Raw genomic sequence first — 20,125 nt, 5'->3', positions numbered from 1 at the left:
GCTACGGGCTGCACCTTCCTGTGGTCTGTTCGATCCACGGCAGCACGAGCACCTGGCCGGATTCGTCGGTCACCCGGACCGTGACCGCGCAGATGTAGTACTGGATGAAATTCCCGTACGCGCCCGCCCTGACCAGCTTCCGGAAATTGTCGGGCGCGCGCCGCAGGGCGTCGTCGAGCCGGTCCTTGTCGTCGTCGATCAGCGGTGCGAGTCTGGCCAATTCGTCGATCGTTCCCGCCAACGGCGGTCGCGCGGTGGTGAGCAGATCGGCGATCGTGGCGGTGCCGTCGTCGAGCGCGTCGATGGCGGCGGCGATGGGATCGCGATCGCGGGCCAGCGCGCCGACGAGTCGCTCCAGCCGGTCGATGGTCTCGGTGAAACGACCGCCCTCGGCGGCCAGGGTGGTCATGACGGTGTTCAGGTGGTCGATCACCTGCTCGACCACGACGTTGTCGCGTCCGAGCGTGGAGGTGAACGACGCGGTTCTGGCCAGCAGCGAATCCAGCGATCCCTCTCTGCCCTGCACGATTTCGAGCAGTGACCAGGTGAGCGAGTTGACATCCTTCGCGTTCAACCCCTGGATGACCGGTTTGAGACCGCCGAGCAGCATGTCCAGATCCAGCGCGGGCGAGGTGCGGTCCAGCGGGATCTCCGCACCCTCGGAGAGAATCTCGGTGCTGCCCGGCCCCTCGGTGAGTTCGAGATAGCGATCACCGACCAGGTTCAGGTAGCGCACGGCGACGGTCGTGCCCGTGGTCAGCGCCAGCGACCGGTCGGCGTCGAATCGCACGCTCACCGTGTGGTCCTCGCGCAGGACGACCTCGCGCACCGCGCCGACCTCGACACCGGCGACCCGGACGGTGTCGCCCGTGCGCAGGCCGGAGGAATCCTCGAAGACCGCGCCGTATTCGAAGGTCGAGCCGGTTCGGTATTGGCCGAAGACCAGGATCAGACATCCCGACAGCACCACCATGACCGCGGCGAAGACTCCGAATTTCAGCAGCGGCGTATTCCTGGCATCCCTCATCGCGGCGGCCCGAGCGGTCCGAACAGCGCCTGCGGGAGTGTGTCGACATTGAGCAGCACGCCCTGATTTCCCTTCTCGAACGGGTTGGCGCCGGTGTCGGCGACCACGTAGGGCGGTTTGCCCTCGTAGGGCACGGGTATCACCGAACACTGCGGCCCGCCCGTGGCCGCAACCTTCGGCAGATGGTTCGGATATCGGTAGGGCTCGGTGCCCCAGAGGAAGTTCGCGGACAGACCCAGCCCTGGCACGTCGACCGGTGTCGAGAACGCCAGCTTCCCGAAGCCGTCCAGCGAACAGGTCAGCGACTCGTTGTATTCGTTGGTCAGCGAGGTCGTCGGCACCAGCAGTCGCAGGGTCGTCGCGAGCGCGTCGCCGTTGGCGCTCAGCACCGGGGTGCCCACATCGGCCAGACCGATCAACCCGACCAGCAGCGCGTCCAGATTCCGCTGCTGGTCGACCAGGGTGCGGCTGATCTGCGTGGCGTTCGCCGCGGTGTCGACCAGCGATTGCGCGGAATCGGCGTAGGTGTTCAGTACGCCGGGCGCGAACGCGAGATCGGTACGCAACGCGGGTAATCCGGGTTCCAGCTTGCCGAGGAAACTCTCCAGATCGCTGAGCATGAGACCGATCTGGTCGCCGTGCCCGCCGGTCGCCGCGGCGATCGCGCCGAGGGTCTGGTTCAACTTCTCCGGTTCGATTCCGGCCAGCACCGTGGTGAGTTGCTGGAATACCGTGTTGATCTCGACCATGACGTGTTCGGCGTCGAGGACCTGGCCCGCGTACATGGTCCGCGACGTGGCACGCGCGGGCGGGATGAACTGGACGAATTTCGCGCCGAACACCGTGGTGGAGGTGATCTCGACGGTGACGTCGGCCGGGATCAGCGCGAGTTGATCGGAACGGATGGCCAGGCGGATCTCGGCGAGTCCGTCGGCGCGCTCCTCGATCGCGTCGACCTTGCCGACGGTGACGCCGCGCATCTTCACATCGGCGTCCGGGTACATCACCAGGCCCGCGCGCGGTGACAGCACGGTGACGGCGACGGTATCGGTGAAACCGCCACCGAACATGATCACCGAGACGGCCACGATCACCACGCCGACCACGAGCGTCAGCAGGCCGACGAACGGACGTAGGAAGTTGTCGAACATTGCCTCACCCCGACAGATCGAAGTTGCCGTTGGCGCCGTAGACCGCCAGCGAGACGAGCAGGGTGACCGAGACGATGGCGATCAGCGACGTGCGCACCGCGTTGCCGACGGCGATGCCGACACCGGCGGGTCCGCCGCTGGCGAAGAAGCCGAAATAGGTGTGGATCAACAGGATCGTCAATGCCATCAGCATGGCCTGCACGAACGACCAGATCAGGTCGATCGGGTTCAGGAAGGTCGAGAAGTAGTGGTCGTAGAGCCCGGAGGATTGACCGAGCAGGAAGACCGTGGTGAAGCGGCTGGCGATGAACGAGGCGATGACCGCGAGCGCGTAGAGCGGGGTGATGGCGATCATGCCCGCGACGATCCTGGTGCCGACCAGGTAGGCGATGGGATCGATGGCCAGCGCTTCCAGCGCGTCGATCTCCTCGTTGATGCGCATCGCCCCCAATTGCGCTGTGGCACCGGCGCCGAAGGTCGCGGCCAGGCCGATCCCGGCCACCACCGGCGCGGAGATGCGGACGTTGATGAAGGCGGAGAGGAATCCGGTCAGCGCCTCGATCCCGATATTGCCCAGCGAGCTGTAGCCCTGCACCGCGAGGGTGCCGCCGGTGGCGAGGGTGAGGAAGCCGACGATGACGACCGTGCCGCCGAATACCGCGAGAGCGCCTGTGCCCATGCTGATCTCGGCGATGAGGCGGATGGTCTCGCGTTTGTAGCGCCACGCCGCGATGGGTGCGTACGCCAACGCTTTCGAGTAGAAGAGGGTGTGGTCGCCGATGCGGCGCAGGCCGACGATCGGCATGCGTATTCGACGGATGGCCACGGGATATCGCGCGGTCAGGGTCATGGTGGGCTCCTCAGCGCACCGTCATCTGGATACCGATGGCGGTGACGACGACATTGATGACGAACAGCGACATGAACGCGTAGACAACGGTTTCGTTGACCGCGTTGCCGACCGCCTTCGCCCCGCCGGTCACGATCAGCCCGCGATAGCAGGCGACCAGACCGGCGACGAGACCGAACAGCAGTGCCTTGATCGAGGAGATGATGACCTCGTTGATCCCCGTCAGCAGGGTGATTCCGGCAGCGAAGGCGCCGGGATTGACGTCTTGGACGAACACCGAGAAGGCGTAGCCGCCGAGGATGCCGATGATGCAGACGAGATTGTTCAGCAGCAGCGCCACCAGCCCCGAGGCCAGCATGCGCGGGGTCACCAGGCGCTGGACCGGGTCGATGCCGAGGACCTGCATGGCATCGATCTCCTCGCGGATGGTGCGCGATCCGAGATCGGCGCACATCGCGGTGGCGCCGGAACCGGCCACGATCAGGACGGTCACCATCGGACCGACCTGGGTGACCGCCCCGAACGCCGCGCCCGCCCCACTCAGATCCGCCGCGCCGAGTTCGCGCAGCAGGATATTGAGCGTGAAGCTGACCAGCACCGTGAACGGGATCGCGACCAGCAGCGTCGGCACCATCGACACCCGGACGATGAACCAGGACTGTTCGAAGAACTCGCGGGTCTGGAAGGGCCGCCGGAACGCGAATTTGATCGCGTCGGCCGACATCGCGAACAACCCGCCCACCATCTGCAACGGTGTCCGGTAGCCGCGCGCGATCGCCGGTGACCACTTTCCCCCCGGCGTCATCAAACCGCCGGTCCCCGGGGTGTGCGGGTCACGGGAAACCCGGGGGACCTCACGCGACCACCGTGGCGAAGGTTTTGCTCTCCAGGAATTCCTCCAGCCCCGCCCGGCCCATCTCACGGCCGATGCCGGACTGTTTGTAGCCGCCGAACGGGGTGTCGGGCGCGAAGTACATGCCGCCGTTGATCATGAACGCCCCGGCGCGGATTCGGCGCGCGACCGCGAGCGCGCGGGCCTCGTCACCGCTGAAGACGCCGCCGGCCAGACCGTAGATCGAGTTGTTCGCGATCGCGACGGCATCGTCGTCACCGTCGTGCGGGATGACGACGAGCACCGGCCCGAAGATCTCCTCCTGGGCGATCTCGCTGTCCGGGTGCACATTCGTGAGCAGCGTCGGGGTGTAGAAGTAGCCGGGATCGACGCGTTCGCCGCCGGTCACCAGGGTCGCGCCCGCCTCGATCGCGCGTCGGACCATACCGTCGACCTTGTCGCGCTGCGCCTGGCTGATCAGTGGACCCATGTAGGTGTGCGGATGGGACGGGTCGCCGTAGGGGATGTTGGAGAAACCGTTGGCGACCAGTTCCACGATCTCGTCGTGGTGCTGTCGGGGCACGATCAGGCGCGTGGTCAGCGCGCAGCCCTGCCCCGCGTGCGAGGCCATGCTGAACGCCGAGAACATCGCGGGCGCCGCGAAATCGGCGTCGTCTAGCACGACCATGGCCGATTTGCCGCCGAGTTCGAGGAAGACCTTCTTGACCGTCTCGCTGGCCGCCGCCATGATGCGGCGTCCGGTCGCGGTGGATCCGGTGAAGGTGATCATGTCGACGCCGCTGTGGAAGGTCAGCGCGCGCCCGACCGCGGCCTCGGAGGAACTGAGCACGTTCACCACGCCCGCGGGGATATCGGTGTGCTCGGCGATCAATTCGCCGAGCCACAGGGTGACCAGCGGGGTGTCGGGCGCCGCCTTGAGTACGACCGTGCAGCCTGCCGCCAGCGCGGGAGCGAGTTTCGCGAGGGCGAGCTGGGTCGGATAGTTGTAGGCGATGATCGCCGCCACCACACCGGCGGCCTCCTTCTCGACCCACCGACGGTGTTTCATGCCGCGCGACTCGATCTCGCCGAGTTCCTCGCTGAACGGGTAGTCGCGCAGCAGATCGGCGTAGTAGCGCACGATCTCGAAGGGACCTTCCACCTGTGGTCCCGGCGTCAACAGCCGGGCCGCGCCGACTTCGGCGATGGTCAGCTCGCGCAATTCCTCTTTGTTGTCGTGCAGCGCCCGGTACAGCTGCTCCAGGCAATGCAGGCGGAATTTCGCGTCGGTCGACCAGGTGGTGGTGTCGAAAGCGCGACGCGCGGCGTCGACGGCGGCCTCGGCGTCCTCGACCGTGGCGTCGGGCGCGTGCCCGAGAACCGTTGCGGTAGCGGGATTCATCGTCGGGAACGTCGTGGCGGCCCCGACGAGTTCGCCGTCGATCAACAACCTGCGTTCGCGCGCCGGGGACTGTCCCTCGGCGGCCGCCTGGTCTGTGCTGGTTTCGGAGTGCATCGTCAGCCCCACTCGAGATTCGATGAAAATGCCATTCTCATTCGTGAACAGGGTCACATCTCTCATCCGAGAATTCAATACCCGCGAGTGATGGATTTCCCTGGTGGACGCGCGTAAGTGGTCGGTCGGGCGGTGCACGGACACGCTCGATCGGCGCGCGGCCCGCGTCCGGTGACGGGAGCGGTCCGCACGCTGTCCGGAAATCGCCGTCCGCGGGACGGACAGGCGGAAGTTACCGGGGTACAGCGGATTTCACGGTGCGATCTCCGATATGGACTACCGGAGATCGCCGCCAGCGAGGAGCACGTGACGGATCAGCCCACGGGGCTGAGATCCGCACCGACGGGAGGATGGTCGAGGACGCCGCTGCGGAACAGTTCGGTCGAACCGACCCCGGACGTCGGCACCGCACCAGCGGCGAGCGCGTGCGCTTTGAAGGCCTGGGCGGCGAGACTGAGCCGGTGCAGCACCGGATCGACGCCGTGATCGCTGCCGAGCGGCCAGCCGTCGCCCCAGACGACGACCTCGATTCCGCCGTGGCCCAATGCTTTCAGCAGTCCGCTGCGCGCACGGGAGTCGACCTCGCAGATATTGGCGGCCACCGCGAGCGCCTGCGGCCTGCGACCGCGACCACCCCCGGCGAGTACCGATTCCAGGTCGAGCATCTCCGCCCCGAGGATCTGAAGCGGCCGGGTGTCCTCGGCGCGCGGAACCATGACGGTGACGTCCCAGCCCGCCACGGCGCGGTCGAACAGCCAGCCGCCCGCGTTCTGCACCACGTCGGCGACGCTGGTGCCGACGACGTCGAGGCGATACCTCATGACTTCGCTACCGGGGCGAAGTCCTGAGCCAGCGACCTCGTGTACTCGTTGAACACCTCGGTGAGCGGGATCGTGTGATCGAGCAGCCATGAGAGCTCCATTCCATTGATGAAGGCGACGATTTCCACAGCCCGAATGTCAGGATCCAAATCGGTCCGGAATCGTCCGATCTCCTGGTGGTGGCGAATGGTCTCGGCGACGATGTCGACGGCGACCTTCCACCTGTTGAGGAGCCGGTCGTGGAGGGGAGCCTCGGGCAGTAGGTTCTCCACCAGTAAAACGACGAACGTGCCCACCAGTTCCGGTGAGCGCTCGATGCGATCGGCGACCTTGCGAATCTCTTCGATCAGGTCGCCGGTCAGGTCGGAGACGGCGGCGTCGTCCGCGTCACGCGCATCGAGTACGGCATGCAGCAACTGCTCCTTCGACTGGAAATGGTGCAGGAGTCCCGCCGGGGTGACCCCGGCCTCCCGTGCGATCTGCGCGAGTGTCGTACTGCGCCAACCACTGCGGGTGAGCATCCGCTGGGCGACAGCCAAGATGCGTTGCCGACGATCCTCACCCTTGGCGAGCAGGGATTCGTACGGGCGCGGTGATGTCATTGCGAACCCCGTTCAACTAACCTAGTGAACATACGGTAGGCCGGTTTCGACCCTGTGACAAGGGTCTCAGGCGTGCGAATTATCAGCATTCGTCACACGGCGGTTCGTGCGGCGCGCCGCACGTTCCCCACGGTGCGCAAACACCTACGGGGCCTTCTCATTCTCATTTACGGAAATGTCATTCTCATTGCTTGAGCTGGCGTTATCCTTCCGCAAATTTTACCGTTCCGAGAGTCTGCACAACTGAAAATGAAAATGTCATTCCCCTCAAATGGAATCGCGTCTATCATCTGGTTGGTACGCCGCTCCCGCGGCACCTGACGCGGCGCGCGTCCTCGGACGGCCCCGACGCGAGTCGACGCACACCGCACCGATCGACGATCCGCACGCGCGCAGATACGACACGTTCCGCGACGACTCACTCCCCCTGGAGGCTCACGATGTCGGTTTCCACCAGCAGCTCCTCGCTGTATCCCCCCGGCGGTTTCGCACCGCCCAAGGATCGGCGTGGACATACCGAGGGCAACGTCGGCCTGCCCGAGGGCACCGAGGTGTTCTCGGCCGACAACCACATCTCCCTGGCGGACGACATCTTCTACAAGCGCTTCCCCGAGGAGATGAAGGACCGCGCGCCGCGTGTCTGGTACGAAGACGGCGCCTGGATGTTGGGACGCAAGGGGAAGTCGTTCGTAGCAGGCGATTTCAGCCATGTATTGATGCAGTACGACCCGCTGGCCGGTTCCGGTAGCGCCGATATGCCCGCGCGCGCCGCCGATCTGCGCGGTGACGGCATCGCCAAGGAGCTCGCGTTCCCGAACGCGTTGCTCGCGCTGCTGTTCTACCCCGACACCGAGGTCCGCGAACTGTGTTTCCGCGTGTACAACGAATACATCTCCCAGTTGCAGGAGGAGTCCGGGGGCTCGTTCTACGGCGTCGGCCTGATCAACTGGTGGGATGCCGAAGGCGCGGCCCGGACCCTGAGCGAACTGAAGTCGTTGGGCCTGAAGACCTTCCTGCTCCCGCTCTCGGCGGGCAAGAACGGCGACGGTGAGCGGATCGATTACAGCAGCACCTCGATGATCCCGGTGTGGGACGCGATCGAGGAGTCCGGTGTTCCGGTCTCCCACCACATCGGGGAGGCGCCGCTGGCGGCCCCCTGCGAGTTCAACAGCGTCGCGGTGGGCATGATGCACAATCTGGCGCCGTTCCGGGAGATGTTCGGCAAGTACATCTTCAGCGGAATCATCGACCGGCACCCGAGCCTGAGCATCGGCTGGTTCGAGGGCGGTATCAACTGGATTCCGGCGGCGCTCCAGGACGCCGAGCATCTGAACGCCTCCTACCATCACATGCTCAACCGTCCGGTGGAGCACGAGGTGCGCCACTACTGGGACAACAACATGCGGGCGTCGTTCATGGTCGACCCGCTCGGTCTGTCGCTGGCCGATCAGATCGGCATCGACCGGATCATGTGGTCCTCCGACTACCCCCACAACGAAAGCACTTTCGGCTATTCGGAGAAGTCGTTGACGGCCGTCGTCGACGCGGTCGGCCCGGAAGCCGCCGCCAAGATCGTCAGCGGCAACATCAAGGATTTCCTCGGCCTCTGAGCCGTACCCGCCTCGGAAAGTGACGCACACTCCATGACAACGTTCGCGACCGCGACTCCCTCGTCCCTCGTCATACCGGATACCCCCGACCGTGCTCGGATGCGCAGGGAAACCGGCGCGCGCTTACGCGCATCAATGGCCGAACAGGGCGTCGACGCGCTGATCCTGCTGAACAACAGCAATGTCGCCTACGCGACCGGCACCAGCTGGCCGCTCGGCGACGCGGGCGTCTCCCACGTGGAACGCCCGGTCGCCGTGGTCGTCGCGGACGATCCGTGGCCGCACCTGTTCCTCCCGTTCCGGGAGGGCGCGGCCGAGGAATCGGATCTGCCCGCCGACCACCTGCACGGCCCGGTGTATCTCGAGTTCGACGAGGGCGTCGACACTTTCGTGGATCTGCTGCGCGAGATCGTGCCGGGCGGAGCGACCGTCGCGGTCGACGAATGCACCGGCGCGATGATGCGCGCGCCGCATCTGCTGTTCCCCGCGAGCCCGGCCCGCGACGCGGCCGCGGTGATCGGTCCGGCCAAACTGATCAAGACCCCCGACGAACTGTCCTGCATTCGCACCGCCTGCCGGATCACCGAGCAGGCGATCGTCGATGTGCAGGCGGCCTTGTCGCCGGGACGTCGTCAGATCGATCTGTCGGCGAGTTTCGTGCGCAGGGCCTTCGAACTCGGCGCGACCGCGACCATGCTCGACGCCATCTGGCAGGTGATGCCGGATCGCAAACAGGACGGCGTCTGGACCACCCACGGTGATCTGGCCCTGCCGTTGCTGACCACCGAGCGCGAACTGGCGGCCGGTGATGTGCTGTGGACCGATGTCAGCATCACCTACGGCGGCTACTGCTCGGATTTCGGGCGCACCTGGATCGTCGGACAGGATCCGACCCCGCGCCAGCAGGCGCAGTTCGAGCAATGGCGTCACATCATGACCGCGGTACTCGACAAGCTGCGTCCCGGTAACACCGGCGCGGATCTCACCGCCGCGGCCATCGCGGCGAACGGCGGCACCCGTCCGTGGCTGCCGCATTTCTATCTGTCACACAGTATCGGCGTGAGCGCGGCGGAGATGCCGATGCTCGGCACCGATCTCGGCCAGGAATACGACGAGGGTTTCGTCCTGAAACCAGGCATGGTGCTCGTTTTCGAGCCCGTGGTCTGGGAGGACGGCACCGGCGGCTATCGAAGCGAGGAAATCGTGGTCATCACCGAAGAGGGCTGGACCGCCCTCACCGACTACCCCTATGCGCCCTATGGGAACTGAGGTACTGCCCGACGATCGCGCCCTGCGGCATGGGCGGCGCGATCGCGCACTGGCACAGATGCAAGCCCATGACCTGGATATCCTCGTACTCGGACGACAGGCGAACGCCAGGTACGTCGCGGGAGCGCCGCAGCTGTGGGTCGCGGGCACGCGACCGTTCGGCCCGGTGGCGACACTGGTCCGCAGCAGTGGTGACGTGCACCTGCTGAGTTCGTGGGACGAGGGCATTCCCGACGACATCCCGCACGAGCACCTGTACGGCCTGGCGTGGAATCCGATGACCCTGGTCGCCGTCCTGCGCGGCATCGAGGGCGCCGACACCGCGCAGCGGGTCGGCACCGACGCGCTGTCGCCCGGCTACGCGGCCCTGCTGCCGATGGCCTTCCCCAAGGCCGACATCGTCGACGGGGAGCTCGCGATGCGGGCGGCCCGGCGGATCAAGACCGCGCCGGAGATCGAGATCCTGCGCGACGCGCTGCGGGTCGCGCAGACGGGTCTGGCGGCCGCCGTGGCCGAATTGCGCCCGGGCAGTACCGAACAGGATTTGACCGGCATCCTGCTGGAGGCGATGACCGCGGGCGGCATCAGCACGCCCGCGACCCAGGATTCGACCTGGGTGACCTCCAAGGAGCATCCGTGGCGCCGCGCCAGCGGTGACCGCACCGCGCGCGAGGGCGATCTGGTGGCCTTCTCCTCGAGTGTGCTCGGCGACGGGTATATCGGTGAAGTCGGCCGCACGATCCCGGTCGGCGAACCCGACGACGCCGCGCGCAAGCTGTATCGCCGCTCGGAGGCCCTGTGGTCCCGGCTGCTCGAGGCGTGCCGACCGGGAGCTCTCGCCTCCGATCTGCTGGCCGTCTACGAGCACGCGGGCGAACCGCTGCCGCCGATGCCGGTGGCGCGCGGACTCGGCATGGGTTTCGACACCCCGGTCGTCTCCCCGCACCTGCGGGCGACCGCCGCGGCCGAACAACTGGAGCCCGGCATGGTTCTCGCCGTCACCGGATACGTGTGGCAGTCGGGGGTCGGCGCGGTCTTCGGGCGTGACGCGGTGCTCATCACCGACAGCGGTTGCGAGGTTCTCACCTCGAGCCCGTACTGGAAAGAGTAGGAGCCCCGATGCCCGGTTCCGAGCGACCGTCGGCCGAAGAGATCATTCGCTACGAGAAGGATCCGAAGACCAGGATCGCGACGATCACCTTCGATCGGCCCGACCACCTCAACGCGCCCACCACGGCCGCGCGGCTGCGTTACGCCGATCTGATCCACCGCTCCAGCGTGGACGACGAGGTCAAGGTGCTCGTCATTCGCGGAGTCGGCGACGATCTCGGAACCGGCGCGGATCTGCCGGAATTCATGGAGATACAGGATTCCCCGGATCCGGGGCCGCGGCTGGGCGAGTACAAGATCGGCGCGGACGAGGTCCAGTACCCGCCCAAGGGTTCCTTCCGGCACGGCGCGACGATCAATCAGTGGTACGCCAACGCGCAGGCGGGGTGCCGGACGTTGCAGGAGTTCAAGAAGATCAGCATCCTGGAGGTCAAGGGCTACTGCTACGGCTGGCACTTCTACCAGGCCGCCGACGCCGATCTCGTCATCTCCTCCGACGACGCGCTGTTCGGGCATCCGTCGTTCCGGTACTACGGCTGGGGACCGCGCATGTGGACCTGGGTGCAGACCATGGGCATGCGCAGGTTCCAGGAGATGGTGTTCACCGGTCGGCCGTTCACGGCCTCGGAGATGTACGACTGCAACTTCCTCAACAAGGTCGTGCCGAGGGACGAACTGGAGGCCGAGACGGAGAAGTACGCGCTGGCCTGCGCCCGCACCCGTCCCACGGACACCGTCTTCATGCAGAAGGTGTTCTTCGAGATCATGAAGCAGCACCAGGGCGAATACATGGGCAGCCTGCTCAGCGGCTTCTTCGAATCCATGGGTGGTTATGTCCGGCCCGACGACAACGACCTCATGCTCGACGACGCGATCAGCGGTGGGCTCAACAACGCGGTCAAGGACGTCGACAGCAAGTACCCGCCCGACTTCCGGCTGAGCAAATCGGGGCGCAACGGTTCGGGCAAGACGGTTCCCGTGCGAAAGGCCGCCGCGAAGAAGGCACCCGCGCGCAGGCCCGCCGCGAAAAAGGCGACCGGGAAACAGGATTCGTGACCCGCGCGTTCACGCGGGTATGACAGGTGGAGTGAGATGGCGTCGAAACATGCCCCCGATACGTCGGCATCGCGGACCGAACCGCCGTTGAGCGGTGTCGTCGTCATCGATCTCTCGACCGGGATCGCCGGGGCCTACTGCACGAAACTGCTCGCCGAAGGCGGCGCGAAGGTCGTGAAAGTGGAACCGCCCGAGGGCGATCCGCTGCGACGGTGGTCGGCGTCGGGCGCCGAGATCGCCGACGGGGACGACGGGGCGTTGTTCGCCTTCCTGAGCGGCACCAAGGACAGCGTGGTCGCCGACGTCACCGTCGCGGACGATCTCGATTTCCTGGCCGCGCTCCTGGCCGGGGCGGATGTGGTGGTGTGGTCGTCGGGGACATCGGTCTCCGAGCATCCGCGCCTGTCCCCCACCGAGATCCGACGCGAGCACCCCCACCTGGTCGTCACCACGATCACCCCGTTCGGGCTCGACGGCCCGTGGCGGGACCGGCCCGCGACGGAATTCACGCTCCAGGCGTGGTCCGGCGGGATCATGGGACTCGGGCGCGGCGCGCCCGATCGGGCTCCGGTGCACGTCGGCGGTCGCATCGGGGAATGGTTCGCGGGCGCTTACGCGTCCGCGGCCACCATCACCTCGCGCATGCGCACCGCGGGCACCGATATCGGTGAACTGGTGGATCTCGCGATACTGGAAACCCAGATCCTGAGCCTCACCTACTTCCCCGTCTCGTTCCACGAGGCCCTCGGGCGTCCGTTCCGCACCCAGCGCAGGCTCAGCGTGCCCGGCGTCGCCTCGGCGGCCGACGGCATGGTCGCGCTCGGCTGCGGGACGGCCCAGCAGTGGTTCGATCTGTGCGCCATGGTCGGACACGACGAATGGATCGACGAGGGTATCGCGCCGTCGATCACCGAGCGCGCCACCGAGAAGGCGCCGGAGATCAACGGCTGGCTCGCCGAGCAGACCGTGGCCGATATCCGTGATCTGGCCACGGCTTTCCGGATACCGAACGGGCCGGTGGCCAACGGGGAGAATGTCGCGCGGATGGATCATCATCGGGCGCGGGAGTTCTTCACGACCAATCCGCGCGACGGCTTCACCCAGCCCGGTCGTCCCTTCCGCACCAGCCCGGAACTGCTGCGTGGCCCCGGACCCGCCCCGCGCCTCGGCGAGCACACCGGACACTATCGAGCCGAACCACCGCGCCGCGCGGTTCCCGACTCCGGACGCGCACCTGACCCGTTGCCGTTCCGCGCGCTGCGCGTCCTCGACCTGACCACTTTCTGGGCGGGACCGTCGTGCACCCACTATCTGGCCATGCTCGGCGCGGAGGTGATCCACGTGGAGTCCGCGGCACGCCCGGACGGCACCCGGCTCATCGCGGGTGTGCCGGTCACCGAGGATCTGTGGTGGGAGAAATCCCCGATCTTCTCCGGTCTCAACACCGGGAAGAAGGGCCTGACACTGGATTTCAGCACCGAACGCGGACGTGAACTGCTCGCCGAACTGATCCGCGGCTGCGATGTGATCGTGGAGAACTACACCCCGCGCGTCCTGGAACAGATCGGACTCGACTATCCGGCGGTGCGCGCGCTGCGCCCGGACGCGATCATGGTCAGGATGCCGGGTTTCGGGCTCGACGGCCCGTGGCGGGAGAATCCGGCCTTCGCCTACGTCATCGAGGACACCTCCGGCCTGACCTGGCTGACCGGTCATCCCGACATGAATCCGGTGGAGCCGTATTCCATCGGCGATCCGAACGCGGGCGTGCACGCGCTCAACGCGCTGCTGCTCGCGGTGGAACATCGCCGCCGCACCGGCGAAGGCGTCCTGGTCGAGGCGGCGATGGTCGAGGCGGCGCTCAATGTGACCGCCGAACAGGTCATCGAATACTCCGCCTACGGCGCGCTGCTCCAGCGCGCGGGCAATCGCGGACCGACCGCCGCGCCCCAGAACCTGTATCGCACCGCCGAACCCGATGAATTCGGCGGCAACGACAGCTGGGTCGCGGTGGCGGTGGAAACCGACGCGCAGTGGTCGGCGCTGTGCGCGGCGCTCGGTGACCCGGCCTGGGCGATGGACGCGGAACTGGCCGTCGCGGCGGGTCGGCGCGAACAGCACGATCTGATCGACAAACACCTGTCGGCCTGGTGCGGGACCCGCACGGCCGCCGAGATCGTCGAAATACTCTGGGGCGCGGGCGTTCCCGTCGCCGAGGTGATGCAGCCGCATCGGCAGGTGGAATTGGCCCAGCTCGAATCACGCGGATTCTTCGAAGCCGTCGGACACCCGGTCAACCCGACCGCTCGGCACAGCACGGTTCCGGTGCGATTCTCCCTGGGGCCGAATAGTTTCCACGCGCGACCCGCGCCACTGCTCGGTGAGCACAATCAGGAACTGCTGGCTGGGCTCGGGGTCGGTGAGGACGAGATCGCCGCGCTCGAGGCACAGGGCGTCATCGGCAACGCCCCCGCCCGCCACTACAGACCGGCCGCGTCGAAGTGAACATCACCCCGATCGCACGCTCGGAGGCATCGGCCACGCCGGCCCACCACCGCGATCGACAGAGTACCGCTGCCGAGATATCGGCCGCGACAGCGAGTTTGCGACGGGAGCACGATGGCCGACGGGACAGAACGAGCGTGGATCGACGCCGCCGAGAAGGTGTCTGCCGGAGTCACCGATGGTATCGACTGTCCCGAGAATTGCGATGATGCCCTCCAGGTGACCTGGATGCCGGGTCCGATTCCGGCCCTCGGCGAATACGAACTCCACTGTCCGTCCTGCCAGGCGGTCCGATACCTGCGCGTCACGCGTGTTCGAGCGGCCGATCACGACGGACCGATCTCGCCGTCGGCGGGCACGGTCGACGACGCGGTGCCCGGACGCGCGCCGTCGCCGACCACCGAGCGGGTTCGGCCGTAGCGGTGCCGGACGGCGCGGCGACGGACGCACGGTCCGGCGCCGCCCGGCTCGGCGTTCGGCGGCCTCCCTCCCGTCGCGAGGCCGCGCGAACGAATTCCGCTCCTTCGCGCTAACGCTCGGCGATATCGCCCGCCGCCGCGCGTTCGCGCACGATCTCCAGCGCGATGTCGATCAACTGGTCCTCTTGACCGCCGATGAGTTTGCGCGCACCGGCCCGGCGCAACAGCAGGGCCGCGGGGACGTCGTAGCGTTCGGCCTGGCGGATGGCGTGTTTGAGGAAGCTGGAGTACACCCCGGCGTAGCCCATGATCAGGGCGTTGCGGTCGAGTTGGCATTCGGCGGGCATCGCGGGACGGACCACGTCCTCGGCCGCGTCGGCGATATCGAAGAAATCGATACCGGTTTTCACGCCGATCTTGTCGAAGACGCCGATGAGCGCCTCCACCGGGGCGTTGCCCGCGCCCGCGCCGAAACGGCGGGTACTGCCGTCGATCTGTTTCGCACCCGCGCGGACCGCCGCGACCGAATTCGCCACGCCCAGACCGAGATTCTCGTGGCCGTGGAAACCCACCTGCGCGTCGTCGCCGAGTTCGGCGACCAGAGCGGCGACCCGGTCACTGACCCCCTCCAGGACCAGCGCGCCCGCCGAATCGACGACGTAGACGCACTGGCAGCCCGCGTCGGCCATGATCCGCGCCTGACCGGCGAGCCGTTCGGGGGTCACCGTATGCGACATCATGAGGAAACCGACGGTCTCGAGACCCAGATCCCTGGCGAGGCCGAAATGCTGGATGGAGACGTCGGCCTCGGTGCAGTGGGTGGCGATGCGGCAGATGGTGCCGCCGTTGTCGCGCGCCTGCTCGATATCCTCCTTGGTGCCGACGCCGGGCAGCATGAGGAAGGCGATCTGCGCGTCGGTCACCGTCTCGGCCGCCAGTTTGATCAATTCCTGATCGGGCGTCTTGGAGAATCCGTAGTTGAACGACGACCCGCCGAGTCCGTCGCCGTGCGTCACCTCGATCACCGGCACGCCCGCGTCGTCGAGCGCGCGGACGATGGAATACACCTCGTCCCTGGTGAATTGGTGACGCTTGTGGTGCGAACCGTCCCGCAGGGAGGTGTCGGTGATCCGGATGTCCCAGATATCGCTCATCCCCGTACTCCTTCGTCCGTCGCGAACAGTTGTGCGGCGATCTCCTCGCCGACCTTGGTCGCCGCGGCCGTCATGATGTCGAGGTTGCCCGCGTAGGGCGGCAGGTAGTCGCCCGCGCCCTCGACTTCGACGAAGGTCGTGACCAGCGCGTAGCCACCGGAGTTGACCGAGGGGTCGTCGAACTGCGGTTCGTTGAGCAGCCGATAGCCGGGCACGTAGGTCTGCACGTCGGCGACGATCCGGTGGATCGAGGCCGCGATCGCGTCGCGGTCGGCGTCCTCGGGGATGGCGCAGAAGATGGTGTCGCGCATGATCATCGGTGGCTCGGCCGGGTTGAGCACGATGATGGCCTTGCCGCGCGCGGCGCCGCCGATCGTCTCGACGCCGCGGCTGGTCGTCTTGGTGAATTCGTCGATATTGGCCCTGGTACCCGGACCCGCCGAGGCCGAGGACACCGACGCCACGATCTCGGCGACGGGGACATCGACCACGCGCGAGACCGCGTGCACGATCGGAATGGTCGCCTGTCCGCCGCAGGTGATCATGTTGACGTTCGGCGCGTCCAGGTGCGCGCGCAGATTGGCGGGCGGGATGACGGCGGGCCCCACCGCGGCCGGGGTCAGATCGATCACCCGGATCCCGGCCTCGGCGTAGCGGGGCGCGGCGGCGCGGTGCACGTAGGCCGAGGTGGCCTCGAAGACCAGATCGGGCTTCTCCGGCTGCGCGAGCAGCCAGTCGACGCCCTTGTCGCTGGTCTCCAGACCCAGGTCACGGGCGCGGGCCAGGCCCTCGCTGTCCGGATCGATGCCGACCATCCAGCGCGGTTCCAGCCGCTGCGACCGCAAGAGTTTGTACAACAGGTCGGTGCCGATATTTCCGGACCCGACTATGGCAACCGACGCTTTGGCCGTCATCGTGCTCCCTGTGTTCTATTCGAATGTCAGACCGACGGTGCCGAGACCACCGAAGTGGGCGACGAATTCGTCGCCGGGACGTGCGTCGATCGCCCGCGTGCACGAGCCGGGCAATACGATGTCGCCCGCGCGCAGCCGCACGCCGAAATCGGCGACCTTGCGCGCGAGCCAGGCGACCGCGATCGCCGGATCGCCGAGCACCGCGTCCGAGCGGCCCTGCGCGACGGTCTCGCCGTTGCGGGTGAGCACCGCGTCCACCCCGGCGATGTCGATATCGGCGGGTGCGACGCGCTGTTCGCCGAGTACATAGCCCGCGGAGGAGGCGTTGTCGGCGATCGTGTCGCACAGCCCGATCGACCAGTCGACGATCCGGGAATCGATCAACTCGATCGCGGGCGCCACCGCGGCGGTGGCCGCGAGTACGTCCTCGACGGTGCATTCCGCGCCGGGCAGATCCTCGGCGAGGATGAACGCCACCTCCACCTCCACCCGAGGGTAGAGGTAGCGCCCCGCGGGCACCGGCTCGTCCTCGCGGACGAGCATGTCCGCCAGCAGGTGCCCGTAGTCGGGTTCGTCGACGCCCATCATGGCCTGCATGGCCTTCGACGACAGACCGACCTTGTGCCCGACCACCCGCGCGCCCGCGGCCAGCCGCTGCCGGATGTTGATCAGCTGGATCTCGTAGGCGTCGACGACATCCATCTCGGGATGTCCGGATGTCAGCGGCGTTATCGCGATCGCGCTGTGTTCGGCTCGCGCCAGGTCGGCCGCGAGCCGCTCGCGCGTCGCACCACTCAACATATTCGTCCCGCCTCAACCGTCGATCACGCGGTGAACGCGGGCATGGATTCCCAGCCGCGAACCGTCGAGGTGGGCGACAGTTTCGCGCCGGACATGTCGACTTCCCATTCTGGGAAGCGCTTGAGGATCTCCTCGAGCGCGACCCGGCCCTCCAGTCGCGCCAGTGCCGAACCCAGGCAGAAATGGGTGCCGACGCTGAACGAGAGGTGCTGGCGGGTCTTGCGGTGGATGTCGAAGACATCGCCGTCCGGCGCGTACATCCGATGATCGCGATTGGCCGCGCCGATGAGGAACATCATGACGTTGCCCTCGGGCACGGTCTGCCCGTGCAATTCCACATCGCGGTTCACATAGCGGCAGACATGTGGCGCGGGCGCTTCGAAGCGAAGCAGTTCCTCGATCGCCTGCGGAATGAGTTTCGGGTTCTCCACCAACTGCTTGCGCTGGTCGGGATGTTCGGCCAGCACCTTGCCCGCCCAGCCGATCAGCCTGGTCGTCGTCTCGTTCCCCGCACCCGCCACCACGTTCACGTAGATGAGCAGTTCTTCCCGGGTCAGATGCCGGTAGTTCCCGTGCTCGTCCTCGAATTCGACATTCAACAGTTCGGTCATGATGTCGTCGGACGGGTGTTCTCTGCGCCATTCGATGTAGGCGGCGAAGATATCGCCGCTGACCATGCCGTCGGAGGCCGCCTTCATCGGCTGCCCCTCTTCGGTGCGCATCTGCTCGTTGGCGAAATCCCGGATCGCTTCCTGATCCTCCTCCGGAATTCCGAGCAGCAGGCCGATGGTGCGCATCGGCATCTGCGCGCCGAGGTCGGCGATGAAATCGAAGCGGCCCGTGCCGACGACCGGGTCCAGGCTCTGCGCGCAGAACTCCCGGATCTTCGCCTCGAGTCCGATGATCTTGCGCGGGGTGAACATGCGCGAGAGCAGGCCGCGATGGATGTCGTGGACCGGCGGATCCTCGAAGATCAGCGCGCCCGAGGGAATCTCGATATTCGCCTTGATCAGTTCGAGGATCGCGCCCCGACCGGAGATGAAGGTGTCCTTGTCGATCAGGCCCGCGTTGACGTCGTCGAAACGGCTCACCGCGTAGAAATCGTGCGCCTCGTTGTAGTACAGGGGCATCTCGTCACGGAGACGTTTGAACATCGGGTACGGATCATTGTTGAGCTCGACGTCGTACGGGTCGTAATGGACGTCGCTGGCCGCTGTGGTGGTCACGGATCTCGCCTTTCTGAAAACTTCTACCAACTGACGGGAAGCGTGTACACGCCGAAAGCGAGCCGATCGTGTTTGAACTCGACCTGATCGAACGGAATCGCCAACTCCAGGGTCGGCACCCGTTTCACCAGGGTCTCGAAGACGATCTGCAATTCGACGCGGGCCAACTGCTGGCCGACGCACTGGTGGACACCGAATCCGAATCCGACGTGATGACGCGCGGGCCGGGCGATATCGAGTTTCTCGGGATCGGGGAACGCGGCCGGATCCCAGTTCGCGGGCGCGAGGTCCACGATGATGCCCTCGCCCGCCCGGATGGTCTCCCCCGCGATCTCGATATCCTCGATCGCGACGCGACGCTGTCCGTTCTGGATGATGCTCAGATACCGCAGCAGTTCCTCGACCGCGTTGGCCACCAGTTTCGGGTCGTCGGTGTCGCGCAGCAGCGCGAACTGTTCCGGATTCCGCAACAGCGCGAGCACGCCGAGCGAGATCATGTTCGCGCTGGTCTCGTGCCCGGCGATCAGCAGGCCGGTGCCGAGCTGGGCGGCCTCCTTCATGCTGATCTCCTCGGCCCGCACCCGCTCGGCGAGATCGGAGACGACGTCCTCGGCGGGATTCTCCAGCTTCACCTTGATCAGGTCGATCAGGTAGCGCGCGAGCCCGGCCCGGCCCGCGGCGGCCTGCTCCTTGGTCGCGTACCTGTCCACGCCGACGGTGGCGTGCTGCTGGAAGAATTCGTGATCCTCGTAGGGCACGCCGAGCATCTCACTGATCATCAGCGTGGGAATCGGCAGGGCGATCGCCTCGACCAGGTCGGCGGGCTTGGGCCCGGCCAGCATCCGGTCGATGTGCTCCTCGGTCATCTGCTGGATCGAGGGCCGCAGCGCGTCGACCCGCTTGAACGTGAACGGCTTGGTCATCATCCGCCGGAAGCGGGTGTGCTCCTCACCATCGCTGGTGAACACCGACCTGGGCCGGGTGTTCACGGTGGACAGCATGCCCTCGTTCCAGTGCGGGAACCCCGGTCTGCGGTCGTCCACGCTGACCCTCGGGTCCGCCATGAGCGCCTTGAATTCGGTGTAGCCGGTGACGAGCCACGGTGTGCTCCCGTTCCAGATCCGCACCCGGTGCAGTGGTTTGACCGCCGCCATCTCGCTGATCCGCGGTGCGGGCGCGAACGGGCACGCGGACGACTTCTCGATCGGATAGTCGGGAATCTCGGTGGCGGTGGTGGCTGATGTGGTGGTCGTGTCGGACAC

Annotated in this window: 18 protein-coding genes; 6 read left to right on the top strand and 12 right to left on the bottom strand. The window is 66.6% G+C overall.

The features are described 5' to 3' along the window. Position 1: 1 nt before the first annotated feature. The 7 genes from DAT37_RS08465 to DAT37_RS08435 all read right to left on the bottom strand — a co-directional run bounded on the left by DAT37_RS08465 (position 2) and on the right by DAT37_RS08435 (position 6,799). Positions 2-1,027 (bottom strand): MCE family protein, encoded by a 1,026-nt coding sequence (locus tag DAT37_RS08465; RefSeq protein ID WP_109524156.1) that lies wholly within the window; start codon positions 1,025-1,027, stop codon positions 2-4. Continuing rightward, complete coding sequence (locus DAT37_RS08460; protein ID WP_109524155.1) at positions 1,024-2,178, bottom strand: MCE family protein; 1,155 nt, start codon at positions 2,176-2,178, stop codon at positions 1,024-1,026. Before DAT37_RS08460 ends, DAT37_RS08465 begins: the two co-directional genes overlap by 4 nt. A gap of 4 nt (positions 2,179-2,182) precedes the next feature. Beyond that, positions 2,183-3,028 (bottom strand): MlaE family ABC transporter permease, encoded by an 846-nt coding sequence (locus DAT37_RS08455; RefSeq protein ID WP_109524154.1) that lies wholly within the window; start codon positions 3,026-3,028, stop codon positions 2,183-2,185. Positions 3,029-3,038: 10 nt separating this feature from the next. Next, complete coding sequence (locus DAT37_RS08450; protein ID WP_109524153.1) at positions 3,039-3,833, bottom strand: MlaE family ABC transporter permease; 795 nt, start codon at positions 3,831-3,833, stop codon at positions 3,039-3,041. Between the two features lie 49 nt (positions 3,834-3,882). Then, a complete protein-coding gene (locus DAT37_RS08445) occupies positions 3,883-5,376 on the bottom strand; it encodes an aldehyde dehydrogenase family protein (protein ID WP_109524473.1) in 1,494 nt (497 codons plus the stop codon). 314 nt (positions 5,377-5,690) lie between these two features. Then, positions 5,691-6,197 carry a hypothetical protein gene (locus DAT37_RS08440; protein ID WP_109524152.1) on the bottom strand — a complete coding sequence of 169 codons (507 nt, stop codon included), beginning with the start codon at positions 6,195-6,197 and terminating at the stop codon, positions 5,691-5,693. Beyond that, complete coding sequence (locus DAT37_RS08435) at positions 6,194-6,799, bottom strand: TetR/AcrR family transcriptional regulator (protein WP_109524151.1); 606 nt, start codon at positions 6,797-6,799, stop codon at positions 6,194-6,196. The genes DAT37_RS08440 and DAT37_RS08435 overlap by 4 nt, the downstream gene beginning before the upstream one ends. A gap of 440 nt (positions 6,800-7,239) precedes the next feature. Here DAT37_RS08435 and DAT37_RS08430 point away from each other — a divergent pair, with 440 nt between their 5' ends. From DAT37_RS08430 to DAT37_RS08405, 6 genes are all read left to right on the top strand, one after another. Continuing rightward, entirely contained in the window at positions 7,240-8,409 is a 1,170-nt protein-coding gene (locus DAT37_RS08430) for an amidohydrolase family protein (protein ID WP_109524150.1), read from the top strand. Between the two features lie 33 nt (positions 8,410-8,442). Further along, on the top strand, positions 8,443-9,678 hold the full coding sequence (locus tag DAT37_RS08425) for a M24 family metallopeptidase (protein WP_109524149.1): 1,236 nt from the start codon (positions 8,443-8,445) through the stop codon (positions 9,676-9,678). Continuing rightward, positions 9,668-10,789: a M24 family metallopeptidase gene (locus tag DAT37_RS08420; protein ID WP_109524148.1), complete on the top strand. Its 1,122-nt coding sequence runs from the start codon at positions 9,668-9,670 to the stop codon at positions 10,787-10,789. The genes DAT37_RS08425 and DAT37_RS08420 overlap by 11 nt, the downstream gene beginning before the upstream one ends. An 8-nt stretch (positions 10,790-10,797) precedes the next feature. Next, a complete protein-coding gene (locus DAT37_RS08415) occupies positions 10,798-11,844 on the top strand; it encodes an enoyl-CoA hydratase/isomerase family protein (protein WP_109524147.1) in 1,047 nt (348 codons plus the stop codon). Positions 11,845-11,880: 36 nt separating this feature from the next. Then, on the top strand, positions 11,881-14,349 hold the full coding sequence (locus DAT37_RS08410; protein WP_109524146.1) for a CaiB/BaiF CoA transferase family protein: 2,469 nt from the start codon (positions 11,881-11,883) through the stop codon (positions 14,347-14,349). 114 nt (positions 14,350-14,463) lie between these two features. After that, positions 14,464-14,769 (top strand): hypothetical protein, encoded by a 306-nt coding sequence (locus DAT37_RS08405; RefSeq protein ID WP_109524145.1) that lies wholly within the window; start codon positions 14,464-14,466, stop codon positions 14,767-14,769. Positions 14,770-14,878: 109 nt separating this feature from the next. On the opposite strand, the gene dmpG is transcribed toward DAT37_RS08405, so the two are convergent. From dmpG to DAT37_RS08380, 5 genes are read right to left on the bottom strand one after another with little or no spacing between them, the layout of a single operon-like run. Further along, positions 14,879-15,922: a 4-hydroxy-2-oxovalerate aldolase gene (gene dmpG, locus DAT37_RS08400; protein WP_109524144.1), complete on the bottom strand. Its 1,044-nt coding sequence runs from the start codon at positions 15,920-15,922 to the stop codon at positions 14,879-14,881. Then, on the bottom strand, positions 15,919-16,836 hold the full coding sequence (locus tag DAT37_RS08395; protein WP_109524143.1) for an acetaldehyde dehydrogenase (acetylating): 918 nt from the start codon (positions 16,834-16,836) through the stop codon (positions 15,919-15,921). The genes dmpG and DAT37_RS08395 overlap by 4 nt, the downstream gene beginning before the upstream one ends. A gap of 15 nt (positions 16,837-16,851) precedes the next feature. Then, positions 16,852-17,637 carry a 2-keto-4-pentenoate hydratase gene (locus DAT37_RS08390; protein WP_109524142.1) on the bottom strand — a complete coding sequence of 262 codons (786 nt, stop codon included), beginning with the start codon at positions 17,635-17,637 and terminating at the stop codon, positions 16,852-16,854. Positions 17,638-17,660: 23 nt separating this feature from the next. Further along, a complete protein-coding gene (locus DAT37_RS08385; RefSeq protein WP_109524141.1) occupies positions 17,661-18,863 on the bottom strand; it encodes a cytochrome P450 in 1,203 nt (400 codons plus the stop codon). A gap of 23 nt (positions 18,864-18,886) precedes the next feature. After that, positions 18,887-20,125 carry a cytochrome P450 gene (locus tag DAT37_RS08380; RefSeq protein ID WP_109524472.1) on the bottom strand — a complete coding sequence of 413 codons (1,239 nt, stop codon included), beginning with the start codon at positions 20,123-20,125 and terminating at the stop codon, positions 18,887-18,889.

Origin of the sequence: Nocardia aurea, from assembly GCF_003123685.1 — a bacterium.
Lineage (GTDB): Bacteria > Actinomycetota > Actinomycetes > Mycobacteriales > Mycobacteriaceae > Nocardia > Nocardia aurea.
The sequence above is the reverse complement of the archived record's forward strand: the minus strand, read 5'-3'. Positions and strand labels throughout refer to the sequence as shown.

What these genes read in the sequence shown, in the direction of transcription:
- DAT37_RS08460 (WP_109524155.1), bottom strand. Translation starts at nt 2,178, where the DNA reads ATGTTCGACAACTTCCTACGTCCGTTCGTCGGCCTGCTGACGCTCGTG.
- DAT37_RS08450 (WP_109524153.1), bottom strand. Translation starts at nt 3,833, where the DNA reads ATGACGCCGGGGGGAAAGTGGTCACCGGCGATCGCGCGCGGCTACCGG.
- DAT37_RS08415 (WP_109524147.1), top strand. Translation starts at nt 10,798, where the DNA reads ATGCCCGGTTCCGAGCGACCGTCGGCCGAAGAGATCATTCGCTACGAG.
- DAT37_RS08425 (WP_109524149.1), top strand. Translation starts at nt 8,443, where the DNA reads ATGACAACGTTCGCGACCGCGACTCCCTCGTCCCTCGTCATACCGGAT.
- dmpG (WP_109524144.1), bottom strand. Translation starts at nt 15,922, where the DNA reads ATGAGCGATATCTGGGACATCCGGATCACCGACACCTCCCTGCGGGAC.
- DAT37_RS08435 (WP_109524151.1), bottom strand. Translation starts at nt 6,799, where the DNA reads ATGACATCACCGCGCCCGTACGAATCCCTGCTCGCCAAGGGTGAGGAT.
- DAT37_RS08390 (WP_109524142.1), bottom strand. Translation starts at nt 17,637, where the DNA reads ATGTTGAGTGGTGCGACGCGCGAGCGGCTCGCGGCCGACCTGGCGCGA.
- DAT37_RS08445 (WP_109524473.1), bottom strand. Translation starts at nt 5,376, where the DNA reads ATGCACTCCGAAACCAGCACAGACCAGGCGGCCGCCGAGGGACAGTCC.
- DAT37_RS08430 (WP_109524150.1), top strand. Translation starts at nt 7,240, where the DNA reads ATGTCGGTTTCCACCAGCAGCTCCTCGCTGTATCCCCCCGGCGGTTTC.
- DAT37_RS08465 (WP_109524156.1), bottom strand. Translation starts at nt 1,027, where the DNA reads ATGAGGGATGCCAGGAATACGCCGCTGCTGAAATTCGGAGTCTTCGCC.
- DAT37_RS08420 (WP_109524148.1), top strand. Translation starts at nt 9,668, where the DNA reads ATGGGAACTGAGGTACTGCCCGACGATCGCGCCCTGCGGCATGGGCGG.
- DAT37_RS08410 (WP_109524146.1), top strand. Translation starts at nt 11,881, where the DNA reads ATGGCGTCGAAACATGCCCCCGATACGTCGGCATCGCGGACCGAACCG.
- DAT37_RS08455 (WP_109524154.1), bottom strand. Translation starts at nt 3,028, where the DNA reads ATGACCCTGACCGCGCGATATCCCGTGGCCATCCGTCGAATACGCATG.
- DAT37_RS08395 (WP_109524143.1), bottom strand. Translation starts at nt 16,836, where the DNA reads ATGACGGCCAAAGCGTCGGTTGCCATAGTCGGGTCCGGAAATATCGGC.
- DAT37_RS08405 (WP_109524145.1), top strand. Translation starts at nt 14,464, where the DNA reads ATGGCCGACGGGACAGAACGAGCGTGGATCGACGCCGCCGAGAAGGTG.
- DAT37_RS08440 (WP_109524152.1), bottom strand. Translation starts at nt 6,197, where the DNA reads ATGAGGTATCGCCTCGACGTCGTCGGCACCAGCGTCGCCGACGTGGTG.